This window comes from Ruegeria sp. A5 (assembly GCF_056543005.1).
Genome location: NZ_JBQGAV010000013.1, coordinates 12815 through 28912, shown reverse-complemented (window position 1 = coordinate 28912; position 16098 = coordinate 12815). Strand labels below are relative to the sequence as shown.

The following is a 16098-nucleotide window of genomic DNA, read 5'->3' as shown; positions in this document are numbered from 1 at the left end:
GAAATCAATCTGAGTCAGGCGTTAACGTAACTGGGGAATATCGTCTGAATTTTCGTCTTTTTGAATCGGATCGATCGAAAGATTTGCGAAATCAAACAGTTTTGGGTCCAGAAGATGCGAAGGCCGCGCATTGGTCAATGCCCGAAACATCACTTGTCGCCGGCCGGGGCTGTTCTTTTCCCACTGATCGAGGATCTGCCTGACCTGTTGGCGCTGCAGCCCGTCCTGACTGCCGCACAGATCGCAGGGTATGATGGGATAGTTCATCGCCTTGGCGAATTTCTCGCAATCCGCCTCGGCCACATGGGCCAGCGGGCGATAGACGAACAGATCACCTTCTTCATTCACCAGTTTTGGTGGCATGGTTGCAAGACGACCGCCATGGAACAGGTTCATGAAAAAGGTTTCAAGGATGTCATCGCGGTGATGGCCAAGCACAACTGCGGAACAACCTTCCTCGCGCGCGATACGATAGAGGTTGCCCCGACGCAGGCGTGAACACAGCGCACAATAGGTGCGGCCCTGCGGAACTTTGTCCATCACAACGGAATAGGTGTCCTGATACTCAATCCGATGTGGCACCCCCATACGGTCTAGGAATTCTGGCAGGACTGTTGCCGGGAACCCCGGTTGCCCCTGATCCAGATTGCAGGCCAGAAGATCCACGGGCAGCAGACCGCGCCATTTCAGTTCGTAGAGCACCGCCAGAAGGGTATAGCTGTCCTTGCCGCCCGACAGGCAAACCAACCAGCGGGGTGTTTTACCTTCGGCGGTGCGGTCCACCATGCCGTACTGCTCAATGGCCTCGCGCGTCTGGCGCACGATGCGCTTGCGCAGCTTCTTGAACTCGGTGGTTGAAGGCGCACCGGCAAAAAGCGGATGGATATCGTCGGCTTCATCAAACATGGGCTGGGCCTATCGCAGTTGGGTGAACCGGGCAAGGGTCAGGGTCGTTCGTCGTCGGGCACAGGGTCATAGCCATCGCCACCCCACGGATGGCAGCGCCCGATCCGGCGCGCCGCCAGCCATGCGCCCTTGATGGCGCCGTGTTTATCAAGCGCTTCCAGTGCATAGGCGGAACAAGTCGGCTGATAGCGGCAGTTAAATCCAACCCAGGGGCTGAAGATCAACCGGTAGGCCCGGACGGGCAGGGCGAGGAGATGGGCAAAGAGGGTCATTTGCCACCCCCGTGTATTTTGCGCAGCGCATAGCGCAAATCGTCTTTAAGCGCATCAAAGGGCCGTGCAGCGGTAAACTCGGCGCGGCCGATCAACACGTAGTCCCAGCCCGCATGCCCATGAATAGGTAATACGGCTCGCGCGGCTTCACGCAGGCGGCGTTTGGCGCGGTTGCGGGCGACGGCGTTGCCGACCTTCTTTGAGCAGGTGAACCCGATGCGAATGCCCGCAGCCTCATCAGCGCCACGTTTACGCGCCTGCACCATCATCGATGCAGTGCCTTGCCGTTTGGCCCGCGCGGCTTTCAGAAAGTCCGAGCGATTCTGCAGTACGGTCAATGATTCAGATGCGCAAACGGACGCCGCCGGGGGCATCACCCTCGGCTGGTTGTTACCATCCTCAGGGGCCTCCGGCGGCGTCATGTTCATAACCTGAAAGGTCGAGCGGCTTATGCGCTCAGCGACTTGCGGCCGCGTGCGCGACGTGCGTTCAGGATTTTGCGGCCGGCTTTGGTAGCCATGCGCGCGCGGAAACCGTGGCGGCGTTTGCGAACCAGGTTCGAAGGCTGATAGGTGCGTTTCATCGCTCCGTCTCCAATCTATAGCGGTGGGTGCGGCGCGGATTCGCCTAGCCCTAGTGTTCGAAGCCCGTCCTCTACTGGGTAGCGGGGGGTAAGTCAAACCCCTAGGTGGGGGTTTTGGTGCGTTTTGCAACAAATCTGTAATCTGCCCGGGCAAAAGATTTCAAAAACCGGGTTCAGAGCGCGTATCCCTCACATTAAGTGCCATAAACATCAAGGCCCCGTGAGGCCTCTGTTGCAGCGCGCGCGGGCGGCGCATGTTGTGGGCAAGATGATTGAACAAGAACCTGCTACCCAGATGAACGAAACCACCAAGATCCCGCGCAACGGGCTGGCACGTCATATCCCTTTGGCGGTGATTCTCGCCGTTGCCGCCGTGGGGTTCTTTGCGCTGGGCGACTATCTGACCTTTGAAACCCTGCGCGACAATCGCGAGGCTTTGCTGGCCTGGCGCGATTCAAACTACTGGGCGATGGCTGCGGCTTTCGTGGGGATTTACATCATTATTGTTGCCTTCTCGCTGCCTGGCGCTGCGGTTGCTTCGATGACCGGTGGGTTCCTGTTCGGGTTGCTTGCAGGAACGGCTTTTAATGTTTTTGCCGCAACCATAGGCGCTTCGACGATCTTTCTAGCCGCACGCTGGGGTTTGGGTGAATCTCTGACCGCCAAGCTTGAAGCCTCGGAAGGGACGGTCAAGAAACTGAAGGACGGGCTGCGTGAGAATGAAATCTCGGTTTTGTTCCTGCTGCGTCTTGTACCTGTGGTGCCCTTCTTCGTTGCCAATCTGGTGCCCGCATTGGTTGGGGTAAAGTTCCGAAACTTCCTGATTACGACGGCGCTGGGCATCATCCCTGGTGGGATTGTCTATACCTGGATCGGTGTTGGGCTGGGTGGTGTCTTTGATCGCGGCGAAACCCCGGATGTCTCGCTGTTATGGGAACCCTTCGTGATCGGGCCAATTATTGGCTTGTGCGCGCTGGCAGCGCTGCCGATTGTCATCAAATCCCTCCGTGGTCGAAAGGGTTCCTGATCCATGCAAGAGTTGAAAACCGATATCCTGGTGATCGGGGCCGGGTCAGGCGGGTTGTCTGTAGCCGCAGGGGCCAGCCAGATGGGTGCGGATGTCATCCTGCTGGAAGGCCACAAGATGGGTGGGGATTGCCTGAACTTCGGCTGTGTCCCATCCAAAGCTCTGATCGCCAGCGGCAAGGCTGCATATGCTCAGGCCCACGCGTCGGCTTTTGGCGTCGCGGATGCGATGCCACAAGTGGATTACGCAGCTGCCAAGGATCATGTGCAGAGTGTTATCGCCCAGATCGAACCCATGGACAGTCAGGAGCGTTTTGAAGGCTTTGGCGTCAAGGTAATCCGGGAGTACGGCCGATTCATCTCACCCACGCAGGTACAGGCCGGAGATCACCTGATCACCGCCCGACGCGTCGTGGTGGCCACCGGTTCATTACCTTTGGTACCGCCACTGCCCGGGTTGGATCAGGTGCCATATTACACCAACGAGACCATATTCGACCTGCGCGACAAGCCCGAACACCTTTTGATCATCGGCGGAGGTCCCATCGGCATGGAAATGGCGCAGGCGCATATCCGGCTGGGCTGCAAAGTGACCGTGATCGAAGGTCTGAAAGCGCTAGGCAAGGATGACCCCGAAGCTGCAGCCGTCGTGCTGGATAGTCTTCGGACTGAAGGTGTCGAAATCCATGAAAACGCCATGGTGTCCCAGATCCGAGAAAATGCAGGCACCATTGAGGTGGTCACTGAGAATGATGAGGTCTACGCGGGCTCTCATCTGTTGCTGGCCGTCGGACGCAAGACCAATATCGACCGTCTGAACCTCGACGCTGCCGGGATCGACAGCACGCGGGCAGGCATCAAGGTGGACGACTCTTTGCGCACGAGCAATCGCAAGGTCTATGCCATTGGTGATGTTGCAGGTGGGCTGCAATTCACCCATGTCGCCGGATATCATGCGGGGATCATCATCCGCTCTGCCTTATTTGGGCTTCCGTCGAAAGCGAAGACCGCTCATATCCCATGGGCCACCTATACAGATCCCGAACTGGCGCAGGTCGGCCTGACCGAGGCACAAGTCCGTGAACAGCATGGCGACGCGGTGGAGGTTGCCCGGTTCGACTATCACCACAATGACCGCGCAGTTTCCGAGCGCAAGACCAAGGGGTTCATCAAGGTGATGGTCGTAAAGGGCCGACCAGTGGGCGCGACAATCGTCGGATATCAGGCCGGAGAATTGATCAACTTGTGGTCGCTGGCGCTGGCCAATAATCTCAAGATGGGTCAGATCGCAGCGATGGTTTCGCCTTACCCAACGGTCGGAGAGCTTAACAAACGTGTGGCAGGGGCCTATTTCTCTCCAAGGCTGTTTGAGAATCAGATGGTTAAAAGAGTGGTCAGGTTCGTCCAGCGCTGGATTCCCTGACCCAAGGAGGAGCGCAAAGTGAACTCGCTGTCGGGCCGATTTCTGATCCTGACGACGGTCTTCGTCATGTTGGCCGAAGTACTGATCTTTGTGCCCTCGATCGCGCGCTTCCGTGAAGATTTTCTGCTGAACCGGCTGGAACGCGCCCAGATCGCCTCGCTTGCTTTGTTGGCCGACGATATGCTGGCTGATGAGCTTGAAGCGGAATTGCTGTCAAATGCGGGGGTCTATAACGTCGTATTGCGCCGCGACGAGGTGCGTCAGCTCATGCTGTCTTCACCGATCCCGACCCAGATCACCAAGACCTTTGATTTGCGTAATGCCAGCGCCTGGGTGCTGATCCGTGATGCGGTCTCGCGGCTGTTCATCCCCGAAAACGAGGTCATTCGTGTGATCGGCGCGCCGGTCAAAGACGCAGGACTGTTGATCGAGGTGACAATGGACAGTGAGCCCTTGCGCATGGCCATGACGGATTATGGGCTCCGCATCCTTGGGCTGTCCTTTGTGATCTCAATCATAACGGCCTCGTTCCTGTTTCTGGCTGTGCGCGTGGTACTGGTGCGTCCGATCAAAAGCGTTGTTGGCTACATGCAGCGCTATGCCAGCGCACCTGAGGATGCGCGCGGCATCATCTCCCCCAATTCAAAGGTGACCGAACTGCGCGAGGCCGAAGAGGCCCTGCAGATGCTTCAAACCGATCTGACCCAGGCCCTGAAACAACGTGAACGTCTGGCCCAGTTGGGCGGGGCGGTGGCCAAGGTCAGCCACGATCTGCGCAACATTCTGACGTCTGCTCAGCTGTTTACCGATCGAATTGAGGCCAGCAATGACCCCCTGGTGGCGCGAATGGCACCCAAACTTGTCAATTCGATCACGCGGGCGGTTTCCTTGTGCGAAAGCACCTTGGCGTTCGGACGCGCCGAAGAACCAGCCCCAACCCTGACTATGGTGCGCTTGCGGGACGTTACCGCAGATGTTGTCGCCAGCGAGCAACTCGCCATTGCCGATGCCTGCGTTGAGATTGTGAACGACGTACCCGAAGATCTTGTTATCCGTGCCGACCCGGAACAGATTTTCAGGGTTGTCATGAATCTTGTGCGCAATGCCCGGCAAGCACTTCTGGTCTCGGGTAAGGCGGGGCGCGTAACGGTGTCTGCATCTGAGCTTGAAGCCGATTGGTGCATCGAAATCAGCGATACGGGTCCAGGCCTGCCTCCTAAGGCCCGAGAGAATCTGTTTACACCATTTCAGGGTGGTGTTCGCAAAGGCGGCTCGGGACTTGGGCTTGCGATTTCGCAAGAATTGGTGCGGGGTCACGGCGGAGACCTGTTTCTGAAAGACACAGGGCCTGATGGAACCACCTTTGAAATAAGGCTTCCACGCGGCGATATGACTTTTTGAAGTTTTTTTGAAGAATCAACTTGCGCGCCCTCGGCCTCAGGTCTAAATACCGCCTCACCAACGCGGACCGATAGCTCAGCTGGATAGAGTACTTGACTACGAATCAAGGGGTCGGGGGTTCGAATCCTCCTCGGTCCGCCACTTTTTCGCCTTAAAAAGTGGCAGCGTTTGGAAAATCAAGCAAAAACAATATGTTACCGTTAGATTTTCCGCTTAAAAACTAGGCAATCCCGCAACATTCTTATTTCCGCAACATTGCCCGCAACAAATCCCGCAACAATTCCCTCAATAAATCCCGCAACAATTCCCGCAACATTTGTCTTCAGTGCGGCTTGCGGCCCAAAACGCGCTCGCTCTAGTATGGCGTGATTTGTTTTTTGAGGATTCTGTTTATGGACGAGTTTCAAGCGAAATTGGCAAGGCTGTTTATGCCGTATGCTATGGACCGCATGGAGGCTGTAAAAGCCGAGAATACCAAGTTTGTTCACTACACTAGTGCATATGCAGCAACCCAAATCATAAAAAACGAAGAGGTTTGGCTACGCAATGCTCTGGTCATGAACGACTTCAGCGAGGTTCAACACGGCGACGCTTGCCTCTCTGAGAGCTGGAAAGACGATGAGGTCGGCGGGAGGCTTCGAAAACTACTAAGTGAGATTCAAGGTGATTTGCCAGATCGCTTGAAAAATACATTCGATTCTCACGCGAGCGAAAGGACTGTGGCTAGTTTTCTAATGTCTGTGAGTGAGCACGGAGATCAACAAGGCGCCGAAGAAAAGTATGGTCGCCTATCCATGTGGCGAGCGTATGGAGGGGATACCAACGTCGCCCTGATCTTCAACAACTCACCGTTTATGTCTGAGGAGGTCAAACTTCACGCTTTCTCGAGCCCGGTTCTATATAAGGAAGTCGATGGTTTTAAGGATGAATTCGTTAGGTTGGTCGAAGGATTGGAAGCAGAGTTTGATTTCCTGAAGGGACTAGGCGCTGATACTGTTTATGAAAGGCTTTATTGGGCTTTTCACTTCGCGTCCTTATCGACCAAACATCCTGGATTTTCAGAAGAACGAGAATGGCGCGTAATTTACTCGCCATCGCTAATTGGACAGTCCCCAATTTTGAGAGAAGAAATCGAGACAATAGGTGGAGTCCCTCAGAAAGTTATCAAGTTGCCACTGAAGGCTGATGCCGTTTCTGGCTACACTGGATACGCGGTCAAGGAGATCCTCGAGGAAATAATTGTAGGCCCGACTGAGACGGCTTGGCCAATTTATGAGTCTTTGGCAATGTTGCTTGAGGAGAACGGTGTGGATGACGCGTGGGGCAAGGTACGAAGATCAGATATTACCCTCAGAAGGTAAATGAAATTCCCGCAACAAATCCCGCAACATTTATTGCGGTGAATCGTTCTAACATGTTGTAAATAAATATATTTTTAGAGATCGGCGAATGATCCTCGGTCCGCCACTTGGTAATTGTTGGACGTCAGACGAATTTGACCTTTGCGTCATAAACTGACCCAACACCCCCTTTTTTCATACTCCCGCAGACTGTTTCGTATGATCTGACTTCTCCTCTGGAAAATCAGGGCTGATTTGCAGATCAGACGGCGAAGCCGCCTGTTCCTGCTGATCTGCCACGTGGCGAACGCGGGAGGGGGCGAGGCAATGCTATTCGACAGGGGTGGTGCGGCCCGCAGGCGCAGCCGAGGACACGGCGCTGTCTAATAGGGTTGCCCGAGGGGGAGGGCAGCGCCCTCACCCTGGCGGCCAGGGGCGTTTGGCTTGTCCAAATCCCGCTGGTTCGAGAAAGAAATGTAGAGTCTGATCGCTTCACGAAAACCAAGCCATTGCATGTCATCCGTAAAGGTCTGAAACTAATGCAAAGCAGTCAAAGACAAAAAAGCTGGAGTGTCACTTGTCCGAGTTAGACCAAGCTCACGATCGCCTTCAGGCGCTTTTGAAAAGCGTTGATGACCATCGCGAACAGATCGTGTCCGAAGAAGATTCCAAAGTACAAATTATCACAAAAATTCTTGTTGATGTCTTGGGATGGGATACCACCGATATCGGTTCTGAGAGAAAGCATGAGAGTGGGTATTCGGACTACCTCATGAGCATGCTTGGAAACCCGACATTTGTAGTCGAAGCGAAACGGCAGGGTGTCTTTGAAATTGCTGTCGCGGAAATGGCGAAGTATCGCACCTTGCGAGTTTCTGGCCCGGCGTTGAAATCGGCAGCACCAGGCATACAGCAAGCCTTTTCGTACGCAAGTGAAGCGCGGCTATCGATGCCCTTAATCCGTTTATCGCGGAAGACTTTGCGCGAATAGATCCGCGACAAATCTTCGAATTCGACGGAGAGGATGCATGACAGCGCCTCTAAAACCTGTTCTCCCCTTCATCGAAGGGGAGACGCTTTCAGGCTACGTCAGCAGAAACGCGAAGCTCCATGAAACCACTCCGCGAGATTTCTGCTCCGATCTCGGGATGCGCTGGCCGTTTCTGTGCAGCGGCCGCGATCATCAAATCGAGCGACTGGCGTGGCTGTTAGGTGTCCAGCCGTCCCTGTTAAAGACGTGGAGAACCCGGAAAATCGGGATCGGTCGTTATGAAGTGGGTCGAGCGATTGCCAGTACGGGCACTTTGAGGCGCACAGCAGTACGGCTTTGCCCGCAATGTGTGGAGAGTGCACTTTCGGACGTCGGATCACATGGCTTATTTCAAATGCTTGAATGGTCAATTCTGTGCATAGAAAGATGCGCGCATCACGGTTGCCAGTTGATGACGATCCCGTCTGCGGAGTTTTCTCATGCGACTTACGATTTCGTTACGCGCGTGATGGAACACAGGGATAAAATTTCCAGGGCTAGCGATTCATGCGTGCTCCTACCTGACATCAGCTTTGAAGCCTATGTCCGGCGAAGGATCTGGCGTGGGCCAGAGGATGATTGGCTGAAAGATCTTGAGCTTACGCAAATCCACCGCGGAAGCTTGTCGCTTGGCGCTGCAATGAGTGGGTTCAAAGAAAAGTTTCTCAAGAACCTCCCATCTACCGAGCTGCGCAGTTTCAGCCAGATTGGATTTGAGAGGTTGGTAGATGGACCCGATGCGTACAGAGAGGCGCTCATTGAACTTCATCGTCAGAGCGGGGCGGAAAAGCCATACTACACGACTGATTTCGGGCCCCACTATAGTTGGCTGCGTGAAGCTCAGAAGGAACCAGCAATGAAAGCGATGATTGACGTCGCACGCGAGCATGTTTTCGATACCTATCCTACCCCAACGGGAAAGAGGGTGTTTGGAGAGCAACCGAAAAAACGGATTTGGCTCTCTATGGAAGAAGCGAGAAGGCGTACAAACTTGGGTGTTGTTTTCCTTAAGCTGTTGCTTGGCCACCTAGACGGCATATCGAAGGCTGAGGCACTTAAACGAACGGAGCTAAGTGTAATAGAGGTCGAAAGAGCTAAGGCGTACCGAGATACTTTGCTCAACCTCAAAGATGCGGCATCGCGATTGGGTATTCTGCCCCAGCAGGTTAAAGGACTGCAAATTCGCGGCGTTCTTAATACCATCAAGATCACCTCGTCTCTTCGGTACTTACTACGCGAGCAGGTGGTTGGTCTCGTGAAGAAAGTTGAAACTCTGCCCCATAGCTTGCCAGGAAAATCCACCTTGCCTCTGAAGGAGTTCTGCCGCGCCAAAGGTGTGCATCTGGCACGCGTGATAGAACTTTGGGACCGAGGTGGATTGGAAGGTAAGGTTTGCCGAGGCGACGGTGCTGGGTTGCAAGCGCTGGAGTTGGACTGGAATGCGCTCTGCGGAAAGACAACAATTCAGCTTGATCGCGATTTGGAACTGACGGAAACAGCAAGCTATCTCCAGATCAGTGTGATATCTATCAGGCGTTTGAGGGATGCAGGATACCTGAAGGTAATTTCACGCAGAAATCCTGACACCAATCACCTGAAGCAATACGTCAGCAAACAGAGCATCCTGGAATTTGAACGCCAGTACGTAACGCTCGGTCAGTTGGCGCAGGATCAAAAAGTGAAACCTATCCATCTTGCGCGTAAGTTTGAACGTGAGGACTTGCAGCCTATCAACTGTATTGCTGGGCATGTCAGGGTCTATTCGAAAGATGGAATAAACGGATGGTTTGGTGAGAATGTCCGAAACTCTGACGATTGAGCTATCGAAGGTCGAATTTGCTGAACTCAGCGAGCTAGCACATCAGGCTGGCTTGAGTATCGAGGAGCAAGCCGCGCATATCATCGAAGTACATTTCGAAGCTAGGAACCGAGCAAGTAAACCGGAAGTTTCAACCGAGTTTCTGCGTCAAAACGTTGATGCGGTCTTGGATGCGGTTGCTCGCGGTCCTGTTTACATCCGAGCTGAGAATGGACGTGCCTATGTGATCATGAGGACAGAGGAGTATGACCGGCTGTCCGCTCCCGATTGAGGCGGATTGAAGCTGGGCGGCGCATTTGTGCCGCCCGATCTGTTTACCAGTAATACTTGTGTGGTTTGCGTCCATCTGGCCAATTGATGTTGTCGGGATCAGCACCTTTGACAACGTGCCTTTCCAAGGACTTGGTTTTTCGCCGCGCTGGTCTCGTATGAAACAGCTTATCGTGCCACCGCGGCCAGTTCTCCAGCCAGTGTATGGTATCCGGGCCTTCCGACAGTCGATGCTCGAGCCCCCGTGCTGAGTAGCCGATCCGAGATACAGTGCGCGCCCGTTTGCGTTTGTAATGGGCCATTGTAGCGGCCTTTCATGTAGTTTCGTTGCTACATGGCACCCTCCATTTGGTTTGTTCGCTTCAAGCCGCACTCGGCTTAGTCGACCGGAAGCGCAGCCGGCCTGGATATTGGATTGCGTCTTCAAAAGCAATGGGGAGAGGACTTATGAGGCGGATCACGACAAGCAGCGATGGGTAGCACTCTCAACCAGAAGGCGGTTCACATAACACCCGTTCAGAGACGTTCTTATATTGTTACGTCGCTGCAATTCATGCGGTGGTCGCGAAACCTGCCATTCGATATCCGATCGAAGAAGACCGCTCTGCGGACAAAGCCGACAATGCCGGTTTGGGTGTGAATGTCTGCTATTCATCCCAATGCAAATATGCCCATACCCTTGACCAAGGGCCCTGGCACATTTAGGCAAAATTGATCTGCCCGCCGGGACGACCCGGCCAGGAACGGCGCTTAGTCAGGACGACCTGATAAAACTGAGGTCGAAGATGACAACCAAGCACAAAAATTCAAAGAAGCTGATCGAGGGTCGACCCGCCCTGATTGTGATCGACATTCAGAAGAGTACGTTCATTGACAACAGCGCAGTCCGCTCAATCGACAACATGCCGGGTTATAAGGAACGAATGCTCGCTGCGCGCGATTTGGTTGATGCCGCACATCAAAACAATGTGCCCGTCATTTTCATTCAGGAAGTTCATCGTGCCGACCAGATCGACTTCGGCCGGGAGCTGGATGGCGATGAGGGCATACACTGTCTCGAGGGTGATCTGCGTACAGAAGTTGCCAAAGAAGAGATGGGATATCGCACTGGCGACTATTTGGTTCCAAAGCGGCGTTATTCTGCGTTTTTTGGAACCGATTTCCAAATTCTGCTGCGCGGCCTGAAGGTAGATACTCTGATACTATGCGGAGGGCTGACCGATGTCTGTGTGCACTACACGTTCGTTGATGGCCACCAATCAGACTACTTCTGCCGCGTTGTGGAGGATTGCGTCGGCGGGTCATCCCTCAAAGCCCATGAAGCTGCGCTCAGAGCAATGGAGTATTTGCAAACCGGCGCTGTTCAGAACCGTGAAACTGTGATCAACGCGATCTCTTTGCTCTGATTCGCAAACGACTCCATCAGTTCTGTTTCGCATTGCCTAAAGCCCAAACCAGCAATTCGAAATGTGTCGAATGCTGGCAGGATTGGGCTCAGTGCTTCCGTTCCCTGCGGTAAGCATGATGGGCCGGTCGCAGTCCAGAGCGGAAGTGTCGTTCCAAAAGGAGATATTGGCTGCTAGCCTGCAATGAATGCGTGGCAATGAAAGATCGACCAAGTTGACGACGGTTCCGTTTAAGCTGCCAAATCCTTTCTTGATAAAAGCCTCGACAAAAAGGTACGTAAAGAGGGTCGGTCATTCCGGCCCATTATTCCGCCTTGTTCAAATCGCCAGTTGTCAGGATCGCACCGGCCTGAAGGTCTTCGGCGTCTAGCATCGTTGCAACCCTTTCGAGCGCGGCAACAAGCATCGCTTGCTCCCAGTCCTCCATTTGCTTGAACCGCCGCACATAGAGCTGTTGCAGCGGATCTGGGGCGTCCGCCAGCGTTTGCCGCCCGCGATCCGTGATCAGTATATTGGTCTGCCGTCGGTCAGTCAGGGATTTCTCGCGCACAACCATGCCGCCCGAAACTAGCTTGTCCACTAGCGCTGTGACAGTGGCCTGGCTGACATGCATGCGCATTGAAATTGCTTTGGCCGTGGTTTGCCCGGTCTCGCCAATCACTTGCAGCACACGAAGCTGGACCGCGGTTAGCCCGGCGGATTGCGCCAGTTCCCGGCCGGACATCTCGGTGGCGCGCAGGATTCGGCGCAGGGCGACAAGACTACTGTCGATACGATCCATGTATCTACTCCGCGTTCGATTGGAGTGAGATTGGCAAATTTGTATTGATTGCTCAAGTGTTAGCGGAATGTGAAATAATTAGTTTTACAAATTAAAATCTCGTTAAAAAAGATAGATCCATGACTGTCTAGTAAGTTTTAGCTTCGCCCTTTGAAGTTTTAGCTTTCCTGTGTTACTTAGCTAATCTAAGTTTATTGACAGAGTGGTACATGCAGCATTCTTTGGAGTTGTTCGAACAACCTATTCCGGTATTGCGTCCCCCTTTGTCGGAAGATGGTGCAGCGGTGTCTTCGCTGGCCAGAACCGCGGATCAGGAAGCTATTGGTGATTTGCTTGGCGAACTGGCGGCGTTTGATGACTACAAAGAATTCTCGATCATTGCGGAACTGGATGGAGACCTGGTCGGCGCGATGCTGGCTTATGTTCTGCCATATGACCCGGAGACCTTGTTTATCTGGCTGGTCGGCGTTTCAGAGGGTGAGGCTGACAAGGGCCTTGCGTCGCTGATGCTGGGGCAGGTGATGCGTCGGGACGTCAGCGCCGATGTCACCCGTGTCCAGACTGTGATTACGTCCAACGACGAGTGCACCTGGGCGTTGTTCCGTCGTTTTGCGCGGTGGCAGCGGTCCCGGATGGATATCCAGCCCTTCATCACGCAGGCGCTGACCCCATATCGCCGTCATGAAAGCAGCAATCTTGTGACGATCCGTCTTGCGGATCGTAGCGAACTCGCGGCCTGACCGCGCCACGACATTTTCAATCAAAGTGAGAGAGCAGAATGAACGTAGCCACGACTATTTCAAAGGACACTTCATATTACGGTGATGAAGCAGCAACTCTGGGCGACCGAATCGTCGCCGCGCGCGAAGCCGTTGGATACTCGCAAAAGAAGCTTGCCAGTCGCCTGGGCGTCAAACTGAAGACCGTGCAGGGATGGGAAGAAGATCGTACCGAGCCACGTGCAAACAAGGCGCAGATGATGTCCGGCATTCTTGGGGTCTCTCTGGTTTGGCTTCTGAGTGGTGAAGGAGAAGGTGTGCTTGAACCAACCGATACAACTTCCGGATCGGAGGATATTCAGGGCATCCTTGATGAAATCCGGAGCCTCCGAACGGATATGGCTCAGACCACCCGCAAGCTGAGCACTGTTGAAAAACGACTGCGCGCCAGACTTTGACATCGACGCAATCGCGAACATCAGGCATGACATATGGCCATGCCTCAAGTGACAAAAAAAGGAGCAGATGATGACAGGAGCGGACCCCAGCCTTGTGCCCGTTGATCCGACGCTAGGCACCCGTTCGGACACCAATTCCGAGCCCGTGGCTTCACCGCTTGAGGTCCGCGAAAAGACAGGTTTGACCGTGGCGGAAATGGCCGAACTTATCGGGATGAGCGAATCTGGTTACAAGCTGTGGGAGAGCGGCGCCCGCCGCCCCGGAGGACCAGCGTATAAACTCCTTGCGCTACTGTATGCTCATCCAAAAGAAACAGTTACGCGTCTTCGGGAACAGATTTGAACGATACCCGTGCAGATCGCTTTGTTTTGCTTGCCAGCCGTGGACACGATTGGTCTCGTTGTCAGGCCAGGAACAGAACTCAAATTCACTTTGGCAATGGGCCGATCACACTGCGGTATCAATGTGCCCAGAATTCCTGTCTCGCCATTGTGTCTTAGTACCCGAAATTGGCCCTTGAAGCAGACTTTCAAAGCAACGCGTTCGTGAAGCTGCACTGAGCATCGCAGAACTCAGTTTCAACCAGTTCGTTAATAGCTCCGTTTCAAATTTGGCATCACGCTGAATTTTTCCTCTCAGTTTTTCTCCATGCCACCTGGTCATTCACCGGTCTCAAAATTTGACCATCTCCGTAGCACACGCTTCGTGACGAGGGTACGTCCTTGACTCTTCACAGACTAGGAACCACAAGAGTGTATTGGAAAATTTATTCGTCGCCGCGATGCTGCCGGCTTCGATGACCCAATGGCCTTCAGACTAATTGTAGCATGTGCCCCAGCATAGGAACGGGTTTCGCTGGGGTCTTCGCTATGAGCTCGTTCCTCGCAAGCAGTCGCAACTGTCACCTGACAAGCCCCAGTCATCGCGTGACCCATGAAAGAAGGCGCCGTATGAACAGCTCATGGCTCATAAATTGCTTGCTTGATGCCCGATAGATCAGGTCTCAGGCTCCGTTTCTATCAGTCATTCATCGTGTTTGCGCGCTGCAATCTTTGTTTGTTCCCGACACTCTTGGTTTTGCTCTTAGGAACGCAGCTTCCTGCCCAGGTCGCAGGCAATGCCTACGGAACGGATTGTGACGAAGGCTTCGAATACAAGAACGGATCCTGCCAAAGAACAGACCTGCCAGAAAACGCATATCTGACGGGTAGCTCCTATGGCAGCGGCTGGGAATGCAATCATGGTTTTCAGAATGTCGGAGAACTCTGTGAGCAAATACGGGTTCCAGAAAACGCCTATCTTGCATCAACCGGAGATCAATGGGCGTGCAATCGGCTGTTCCAGCGTGTCGGCGAAGAATGCGAAGAACTGATTGCACCTCAAAATGGATACGTCGAAACCCGGTTTGGTGCGCAGGAAATACACTGCAACTGGGGGTTTCGTAGGGAAAACCAGGATTGTGTTGCAATAGAAGTCCCAAAAAACGGTCGTCTGAGCGACAAAAGAAGCTCGGATGGTTGGGTATGCCTCGGAGGCTACAGGGCCGCTGAGAACGGCTGTGAGCCTGTGGCTGTTCCACAGCATGCATATCTTGCACCTGAAACTTATTCCGGATGGAAATGCGAACGTGGTTATCGAGCAGAAAGAAGCCAATGCTCAGCGGTCCTAGTCCCTTCAAACGCACATTTGAATCGAAGGGGTGACGGTTGGGAATGTAATCGGCCGTTCACAAAACAGAACGATCAGTGCACCGAAAGTATGCCGCGAAAATAGGTTGGCGGAAATCCACATCGCCTGACAAATCCGGAAGGACGAAGCCGTGAACCATAACTCGATTGACGAAAATCTGGGTAAAAGCCTCAAAGCCGAAAAGGCTCGTCGCCGGTCCTGCGGGATTAAAATATCTATTGCTTCAGCGGTGTTTTTTGCGGCGATAATTGCAGTGGTGCTTCTCTGATGCGTAAAAATGCCCCTCAAGTAACCCTTCCCGGTTCAGAGATGTCATCTCGTGGTCTGGAACAAAGAGCATTTCAGGACCGCAGTGTTCGAAAGGCGCGGAACGCTGACGTATCTGGAGTGATTGAGGAAGAATTTGGAAAGTACTTGATTAAGGCTGGCATTCTGAGCGGTAACAGCGTTGCGCGCGCCTTCCCCAAGCCACCGGCTAAAACGCAGACAATGATTGCCGATGCAGTTGGTGAAACACCAGCATTGGCCATCGAAGCATTAAAAGAAATTCTCGGTGAACGAGACAGGAAACGTAGCGGTCAACGCCGTTTGGAGGGAAACTCTGGCACCTTCGTTCCCAGTGAAAGAGAATATACCGAGGCATTGCGCCAGATCAGGCTCACCCCTGCGCAGGTCACAATGCTCAAAGCACTTACAATCGCAGGCAAGGATGGCCTGACCATTGGTCACTTGTCTCAGGCGGCCGGTTACAAGTCGCGCGAGGCATCCATCAAGGTTTTCAAGAAAATCGGACTATTGATAGCAGAATATCTGGAACTCGAACTTCCCGAAGCCGGATCGGCGCAGAATGATGGCGCCGCTCAGGTCCTGGCATTTTCTCACATCGAAAGTGACGATGAGCCTGGGACTTGGATTATGCATCAGGAACTGCGCGACGCTGTTCGTTCGGTTCTATGACGTACATCCAGCCCCCG

17 protein-coding genes and 1 tRNA gene are annotated in these 16098 nt (G+C 53.7%); 13 read left to right on the top strand and 5 right to left on the bottom strand.

Translation table 11 applies throughout. The features are described from left to right. Window positions 1–21: 21 nt before the first annotated feature. From ttcA to rpmH, 4 genes are read right to left on the bottom strand one after another with little or no spacing between them, the layout of a single operon-like run. The gene (gene ttcA, locus ACR0AY_RS20180; RefSeq protein WP_170515899.1) at window positions 22–906 is read right to left on the bottom strand and encodes a tRNA 2-thiocytidine(32) synthetase TtcA; all 885 of its coding nucleotides are present in this window, start codon (window positions 904–906) and stop codon (window positions 22–24) included. A 38-nt stretch (window positions 907–944) separates the two neighbouring features. Then, window positions 945–1178, bottom strand: a complete 234-nt coding sequence (gene yidD / locus ACR0AY_RS20175; RefSeq protein ID WP_170508727.1) for a membrane protein insertion efficiency factor YidD — start codon at window positions 1176–1178, stop codon at window positions 945–947. Further along, window positions 1175–1600, bottom strand: coding sequence for a ribonuclease P protein component (gene rnpA, locus ACR0AY_RS20170; RefSeq protein ID WP_170515897.1), 426 nt, complete (start codon window positions 1598–1600; stop codon window positions 1175–1177). Before rnpA ends, yidD begins: the two co-directional genes overlap by 4 nt. A 26-nt stretch (window positions 1601–1626) precedes the next feature. Beyond that, the gene (gene rpmH / locus ACR0AY_RS20165) at window positions 1627–1761 is read right to left on the bottom strand and encodes a 50S ribosomal protein L34 (protein ID WP_005980833.1); all 135 of its coding nucleotides are present in this window, start codon (window positions 1759–1761) and stop codon (window positions 1627–1629) included. A 295-nt stretch (window positions 1762–2056) separates the two neighbouring features. On the opposite strand from rpmH, the gene ACR0AY_RS20160 reads away from it, so the two are divergent. From ACR0AY_RS20160 to ACR0AY_RS20120, 9 genes are all read left to right on the top strand, one after another. Beyond that, complete coding sequence (locus ACR0AY_RS20160; RefSeq protein ID WP_170392949.1) at window positions 2057–2788, top strand: TVP38/TMEM64 family protein; 732 nt, start codon at window positions 2057–2059, stop codon at window positions 2786–2788. Between the two features lie 3 nt (window positions 2789–2791). Further along, on the top strand, window positions 2792–4210 hold the full coding sequence (locus ACR0AY_RS20155) for an FAD-dependent oxidoreductase (protein ID WP_170515895.1): 1419 nt from the start codon (window positions 2792–2794) through the stop codon (window positions 4208–4210). Between the two features lie 18 nt (window positions 4211–4228). Continuing rightward, window positions 4229–5611 (top strand): sensor histidine kinase, encoded by a 1383-nt coding sequence (locus ACR0AY_RS20150; protein WP_480454529.1) that lies wholly within the window; start codon window positions 4229–4231, stop codon window positions 5609–5611. A 64-nt stretch (window positions 5612–5675) separates the two neighbouring features. After that, window positions 5676–5752, top strand: a tRNA-Arg gene (locus ACR0AY_RS20145). A gap of 251 nt (window positions 5753–6003) precedes the next feature. Then, complete coding sequence (locus ACR0AY_RS20140) at window positions 6004–6972, top strand: DUF2971 domain-containing protein (RefSeq protein WP_170515892.1); 969 nt, start codon at window positions 6004–6006, stop codon at window positions 6970–6972. Between the two features lie 556 nt (window positions 6973–7528). After that, window positions 7529–7942, top strand: coding sequence for a hypothetical protein (locus ACR0AY_RS20135; protein ID WP_170515888.1), 414 nt, complete (start codon window positions 7529–7531; stop codon window positions 7940–7942). 37 nt (window positions 7943–7979) lie between these two features. Continuing rightward, the gene (locus ACR0AY_RS20130; RefSeq protein WP_170515885.1) at window positions 7980–9800 is read left to right on the top strand and encodes a TniQ family protein; all 1821 of its coding nucleotides are present in this window, start codon (window positions 7980–7982) and stop codon (window positions 9798–9800) included. After that, the gene (locus ACR0AY_RS20125; RefSeq protein ID WP_170515882.1) at window positions 9778–10071 is read left to right on the top strand and encodes a hypothetical protein; all 294 of its coding nucleotides are present in this window, start codon (window positions 9778–9780) and stop codon (window positions 10069–10071) included. Before ACR0AY_RS20130 ends, ACR0AY_RS20125 begins: the two co-directional genes overlap by 23 nt. Window positions 10072–10855: 784 nt before the next feature. Beyond that, on the top strand, window positions 10856–11476 hold the full coding sequence (locus tag ACR0AY_RS20120) for a cysteine hydrolase family protein (protein WP_170515879.1): 621 nt from the start codon (window positions 10856–10858) through the stop codon (window positions 11474–11476). A gap of 304 nt (window positions 11477–11780) precedes the next feature. Here ACR0AY_RS20120 and ACR0AY_RS20115 read toward each other — a convergent pair whose 3' ends face one another. Continuing rightward, the gene (locus ACR0AY_RS20115) at window positions 11781–12257 is read right to left on the bottom strand and encodes a MarR family transcriptional regulator (protein WP_170515876.1); all 477 of its coding nucleotides are present in this window, start codon (window positions 12255–12257) and stop codon (window positions 11781–11783) included. Between the two features lie 209 nt (window positions 12258–12466). Here ACR0AY_RS20115 and ACR0AY_RS20110 point away from each other — a divergent pair, with 209 nt between their 5' ends. The 4 genes from ACR0AY_RS20110 to ACR0AY_RS20095 all read left to right on the top strand — a co-directional run bounded on the left by ACR0AY_RS20110 (window position 12467) and on the right by ACR0AY_RS20095 (window position 16081). Then, window positions 12467–12997: a GNAT family N-acetyltransferase gene (locus ACR0AY_RS20110; protein ID WP_480454528.1), complete on the top strand. Its 531-nt coding sequence runs from the start codon at window positions 12467–12469 to the stop codon at window positions 12995–12997. Window positions 12998–13035: 38 nt separating this feature from the next. Next, window positions 13036–13434, top strand: a complete 399-nt coding sequence (locus ACR0AY_RS20105) for a helix-turn-helix domain-containing protein (RefSeq protein ID WP_170515870.1) — start codon at window positions 13036–13038, stop codon at window positions 13432–13434. Between the two features lie 70 nt (window positions 13435–13504). After that, entirely contained in the window at window positions 13505–13777 is a 273-nt protein-coding gene (locus ACR0AY_RS20100; RefSeq protein ID WP_170515867.1) for a helix-turn-helix domain-containing protein, read from the top strand. 1614 nt (window positions 13778–15391) lie between these two features. Next, the gene (locus ACR0AY_RS20095; RefSeq protein WP_170515864.1) at window positions 15392–16081 is read left to right on the top strand and encodes a hypothetical protein; all 690 of its coding nucleotides are present in this window, start codon (window positions 15392–15394) and stop codon (window positions 16079–16081) included. The last annotated feature ends 17 nt before the right edge of the window (window positions 16082–16098 follow it).

Coding starts and splice junctions, on each gene's coding strand:
- ACR0AY_RS20105 (WP_170515870.1), top strand. CDS start 13,036: ATGAACGTAGCCACGACTATTTCAAAGGACACTTCATATTACGGTGAT.
- ACR0AY_RS20120 (WP_170515879.1), top strand. CDS start 10,856: ATGACAACCAAGCACAAAAATTCAAAGAAGCTGATCGAGGGTCGACCC.
- ACR0AY_RS20155 (WP_170515895.1), top strand. CDS start 2,792: ATGCAAGAGTTGAAAACCGATATCCTGGTGATCGGGGCCGGGTCAGGC.
- ACR0AY_RS20130 (WP_170515885.1), top strand. CDS start 7,980: ATGACAGCGCCTCTAAAACCTGTTCTCCCCTTCATCGAAGGGGAGACG.
- ACR0AY_RS20100 (WP_170515867.1), top strand. CDS start 13,505: ATGACAGGAGCGGACCCCAGCCTTGTGCCCGTTGATCCGACGCTAGGC.
- ACR0AY_RS20110 (WP_480454528.1), top strand. CDS start 12,467: ATGCAGCATTCTTTGGAGTTGTTCGAACAACCTATTCCGGTATTGCGT.
- ACR0AY_RS20125 (WP_170515882.1), top strand. CDS start 9,778: ATGTCCGAAACTCTGACGATTGAGCTATCGAAGGTCGAATTTGCTGAA.
- ACR0AY_RS20160 (WP_170392949.1), top strand. CDS start 2,057: ATGAACGAAACCACCAAGATCCCGCGCAACGGGCTGGCACGTCATATC.
- yidD (WP_170508727.1), bottom strand. CDS start 1,178: ATGACCCTCTTTGCCCATCTCCTCGCCCTGCCCGTCCGGGCCTACCGG.
- ACR0AY_RS20140 (WP_170515892.1), top strand. CDS start 6,004: ATGGACGAGTTTCAAGCGAAATTGGCAAGGCTGTTTATGCCGTATGCT.
- rnpA (WP_170515897.1), bottom strand. CDS start 1,600: ATGACGCCGCCGGAGGCCCCTGAGGATGGTAACAACCAGCCGAGGGTG.
- ttcA (WP_170515899.1), bottom strand. CDS start 906: ATGTTTGATGAAGCCGACGATATCCATCCGCTTTTTGCCGGTGCGCCT.
- rpmH (WP_005980833.1), bottom strand. CDS start 1,761: ATGAAACGCACCTATCAGCCTTCGAACCTGGTTCGCAAACGCCGCCAC.
- ACR0AY_RS20095 (WP_170515864.1), top strand. CDS start 15,392: ATGCGTAAAAATGCCCCTCAAGTAACCCTTCCCGGTTCAGAGATGTCA.
- ACR0AY_RS20115 (WP_170515876.1), bottom strand. CDS start 12,257: ATGGATCGTATCGACAGTAGTCTTGTCGCCCTGCGCCGAATCCTGCGC.